The organism is Rhizobacter sp. P5_A1 (genome assembly GCF_056400745.1).
In genome coordinates this window covers 1-3,838 of sequence record NZ_JBFUKR010000063.1, presented here as the reverse complement: position 1 = coordinate 3,838, position 3,838 = coordinate 1, and the positions used below count along the sequence as shown (strand labels likewise).

Genomic DNA, 3,838 nt, shown 5'->3' with positions numbered 1-3,838 from the left:
GTTGATGTCGTCCATCGTCGCGACCACCTGCGAGACCACCGCGCCGCCACGGGCGGCCACTTCGGCGGCCGAGCTCGCGAGCTGGTTCGCCTGGCGCGCCGAGTCGGCCGACTGCTTCACGGTGCCGGTCAGCTGCTCCATCGACGAGGCCGCCTGCTGCAGGTTCGACGCGGTCTGCTCGGTGCGGCTGGACAGGTCCTGGTTGCCGGTCGCGATCTCGGTGCTCGCGGTGCCGATGCTGTCGGTCGAAGCGCGCACGCTCGCGACCATCGTCTGCAGGCTCGCGGTCATCGCGCCGAGCGAGCGCATCAGGCCGGCGATCTCGTCGCGGCCCTGCACCTCGACGCGCTGCGACAGGTTGCCGCGCGCGACGGCGTCGGCCAGCACCGTGGCCCGCGCGACCGGCCCGGTGATCGAGCGCGTGAGCCGCCACGCGAACACGGCGCCGATCAGCAGCGCGACGGCGCCGATCAGCAGCATCTGCGTGCGGCCGCGCGCGGCATCGCTCGCGATGGTCTGCGCGGCGGTATCGATGGTCTTGCGCTGGAAGTCGAGGTAGGCCTGCATCTGCTGCACATAGGTCGCCGAGACCGACAGGAACCGGCTCTCGAACAGGCTGTTGGCCTCCTCGGGCTTGCCTTCGCGCTTGAGCGCCATGACCCCGTCGCGCGCGACGAGGTAGGCCTTGCGGGCCTCGACCACCGCGGCCATCAGCTTGGCCTCGTCATCGCCGCTGCTCAGCGCTTCGAGCGCCTTCATGATCTCGGTGCCGCGCAGGGTCGACGACTTTGCGTCGGGCGCGAACAGCGTCTCGAGGCTCGGGTCGGCGCTCTTCGCGATCGCGGTGGTGCGGCGCACGCCGACCGCGATGTTGCGGAACCACTCCTCGGCCAGGCGTTCCTTGGCGAGCGGCGTGTCCATCATGCGGCGCGTCTCGTCGGCCACGTCGGACAGGCGCAGCAGGCCGATCAGCAGCATCAGCGCGAGCAGCGCGAGCGTCAGGGCGAAGCCGCCGCCGAGGCGGGTGCCGATTCGAAAGTCATGCAGTTTCATGGGGCGGGTCAGAAGAGGGGGAAGGATGGAGGCGGCGCGAGCGAACCGACGGCGGCGATCAGAAGGTTTCCCACTCGTTCGTCGTCGCGACGCTGGCGGCGACGACGCTGACGGCCGGCGCGACCACGGGCTTGCTCGGCGCGACCGGCTGGGTCAGCGTCGGAATCCGGCTGGCGGCCGGCGGACGGGGCGCCGGCGCGGTGGGTTTGGGCGGCGCCGCTCGCGGGCGAGCCATGGCGGCCGGTGCGGTGGCGTCGGTCAGCTGGAACGTGGCGATCACCGTCGACAAGCGCGCGGCCTGCTCGCGCAGGCTCTCGGCCGCTGCGGCCGACTCCTCGACCAGCGCGGCGTTCTGCTGCGTCATCTGATCGAGCTGCGCAACCGAGGTGTTGACCTCGGAGATGCCCTGGCTCTGCTCGGCCGAGGCCGCGGTGATCTCGCCGATGATGTCGGAGACGCGCTGCACCGACGCAACGATCTCGGTCATCGTGCGGCCCGCGTCCGCGACGAGCTTCGAGCCGCCTTGCACCTTCTCGACCGAGGCGCCGATCAGTCCCTTGATCTCCTTCGCCGCTTCGGCGCTGCGCTGCGCGAGCGAACGCACCTCGCTGGCGACGACCGCGAAGCCGCGGCCCTGTTCGCCGGCGCGTGCCGCTTCGACTGCCGCATTCAGCGCGAGGATGTTGGTCTGGAACGCGATGCCGTCGATCACGCCGATGATGTCGGCGATCTTCTTCGAGCTCGCGTTGATGTCGTCCATCGTCGCGACGACCTGCGAGACCACCGCGCCGCCGCGTGCGGCCACTTCGGCGGCCGAGCTCGCGAGCTGGTTCGCCTGGCGCGCCGAGTCGGCCGACTGCTTCACGGTGCCGGTCAGCTGCTCCATCGACGAGGCCGCCTGCTGCAGGTTCGACGCGGTCTGCTCGGTACGGCTCGACAGGTCCTGGTTGCCGGTCGCGATCTCGGCGCTGGCGGTGCCGATCGACTCGGTGGCCTGCCGCACGGTCTGGATCGAGCCGCGCAGCTGGCCCACCATGCTGCCGAGCGCGCGCAGCAGGTCGCCGACCTCGTCGGGTTCGGTGCTCGTGGGCTGCGTGTCGAGCCGGCCCTCGGCGACACGCGCCGCGGCAACGGCGCCGGCGTTGACGTTGGCGACGATGCGGCGCTGCGTGAACCACGAGAACGCGAGCGCGCCGATCACCGCGAGCAGCCCGACACCGCCGAGCGCGGCGCTGCCGACGCGTGCGGTCGACTCGAGCTGTTGCGTCACCTCGGTGGCGCGCTGCGAGACGCGCTCGATCACCGCGACGAGCGTCGTGTTCATCGCCTTGAAATCGCTGTCGGCCGACTGCAGCGCGGCCACGCCGGTGTTCGGATCGACCGACGACAGGTCGATCGCGCCGTCCGCGGTCTTGCGGTAGCGCGCGATCTGCGTCACGAAGCTGCCCAGATTGCTGCGCACCGCGTCGTCGGTCGAGGCCTCGGCGGCCTGGGTCGCCTCGGTCGCGATCGCCGCGAGCTTGCCGCCCTGCTGCTCGCGCGCCGCCTTGATCGCCTTCTCGTCGAGCGAGGCGGCGATCGTCACGGTGCGGTACAGCTGCGTGTGCAGTTCGCTGAGCTGCGACTGCACGGCCGCCACCTTCGCGAACGCGCCGAGCACCTGCTTGTGCGCGACCTCGCTGCGCTGCTGGTAGGCGTTCAGCACCCAGATCGAGGTGCCGAGCGTCAGCGCGAGCATCGCGCCGGTGACGGCCGGTGCCAGCATCAATTTCATGCGCAGTTTCATCGTGGTGTCCGGTTCGGTGCGAAGGAGAGGAGGGCTGCGGCCTACTTGTAGATGCCGCCGCAGACGACGCCGTCGTCGAGCTTCTCGCAGTACATGCTCTTCGGCTCGATCTTCTTCGTCACCGGGTTCGTGAACTTGTAGTCCTGCCAGAACGTCGGCTTGGTCGCGGCGAGTTCGACGCGCTCCTTGACGAAGGCCTTGCCGTCCACGTCCTTCAGGTCGATCAGGTTCTTGCCGATCATCTTTTCGTTCGCGCCGTGCGCACGCACGGTGCCGTCCAGGCCGTAGACCGTCAGGTACAGGTCGCGGTCGCTGAACTGGCCGCCCTTGGTGCTGATCTCGGCGTAGCCCTTTTCCTTGCCGCTGGCCTTGATGAACGCGACGCCCTTCTTGACCATCGCGGTCGCCTCGGCCGCGCTCGCGTTCGCACCGGCGGCGAATGCGCTGCCGGCGCCGGCGCTGACCAGCGCGCTGCACAGGAGGGTGATGACGAGGTGCTTTTGCATGATGTTGTCCTTTCGTTGGCAGGAAGACGGGTCGACTCGCCTACGCGAGGCTCGCCCGGTGTTCGGAAAGCGATTCGAGAGCCGGCGACGCCGCCTCGAGACGGAATGTGGCGACCACATCGGAGAGCCGCGCGGCCTGCTCGCGCAGGCTCTCGGCGGCTGCGGCCGACTGCTCGACCAGCGCGGCGTTCTGCTGCGTCATCTGGTCGAGCTGCGAGACCGAGGTGTTGACCTCGGAGATGCCCTGGCTCTGCTCGGCCGCGGCCGCGGTGATCTCGCCGATGATGTCCGAGACGCGCTGCACCGAGCCGACGATCTCCTTCATCGTGCGACCGGCATCGGCGACGAGCTTCGAGCCGCCCTCGACCTTCTCGACCGAGGCGCCGATCAGCCCCTTGATCTCCTTCGCCGCTTCGGCGCTGCGCTGCGCGAGGCTGCGCACCTCGCTGGCGACGACCGCGAAGCCGCGGCCCTGTTCGCCGGCGCGCGCCGC

4 protein-coding genes are annotated in these 3,838 nt (G+C 70.0%); all 4 read right to left on the bottom strand.

Annotated elements, in window-relative coordinates; all coding sequences use genetic code 11:
• Positions 1-1,053 (bottom strand): MCP four helix bundle domain-containing protein (locus AC1DTW_RS27970; protein ID WP_477985287.1); only part of this gene is annotated, 1,053 nt, incomplete at its 3' end.
• Positions 1,054-1,111: 58 nt separating this feature from the next.
• The gene (locus AC1DTW_RS27965) at positions 1,112-2,839 is read right to left on the bottom strand and encodes a methyl-accepting chemotaxis protein (protein ID WP_477985285.1); all 1,728 of its coding nucleotides are present in this window, start codon (positions 2,837-2,839) and stop codon (positions 1,112-1,114) included.
• A gap of 41 nt (positions 2,840-2,880) precedes the next feature.
• Positions 2,881-3,345, bottom strand: a complete 465-nt coding sequence (locus AC1DTW_RS27960; RefSeq protein WP_477985283.1) for a cache domain-containing protein — start codon at positions 3,343-3,345, stop codon at positions 2,881-2,883.
• Between the two features lie 40 nt (positions 3,346-3,385).
• The coding region (locus AC1DTW_RS27955; protein WP_477985280.1) for a methyl-accepting chemotaxis protein at positions 3,386-3,838 on the bottom strand (453 nt) is incomplete at its 5' end.

Coding starts and splice junctions, on each gene's coding strand:
- AC1DTW_RS27965 (WP_477985285.1), bottom strand. CDS start 2,839: ATGAAACTGCGCATGAAATTGATGCTGGCACCGGCCGTCACCGGCGCG.
- AC1DTW_RS27960 (WP_477985283.1), bottom strand. CDS start 3,345: ATGCAAAAGCACCTCGTCATCACCCTCCTGTGCAGCGCGCTGGTCAGC.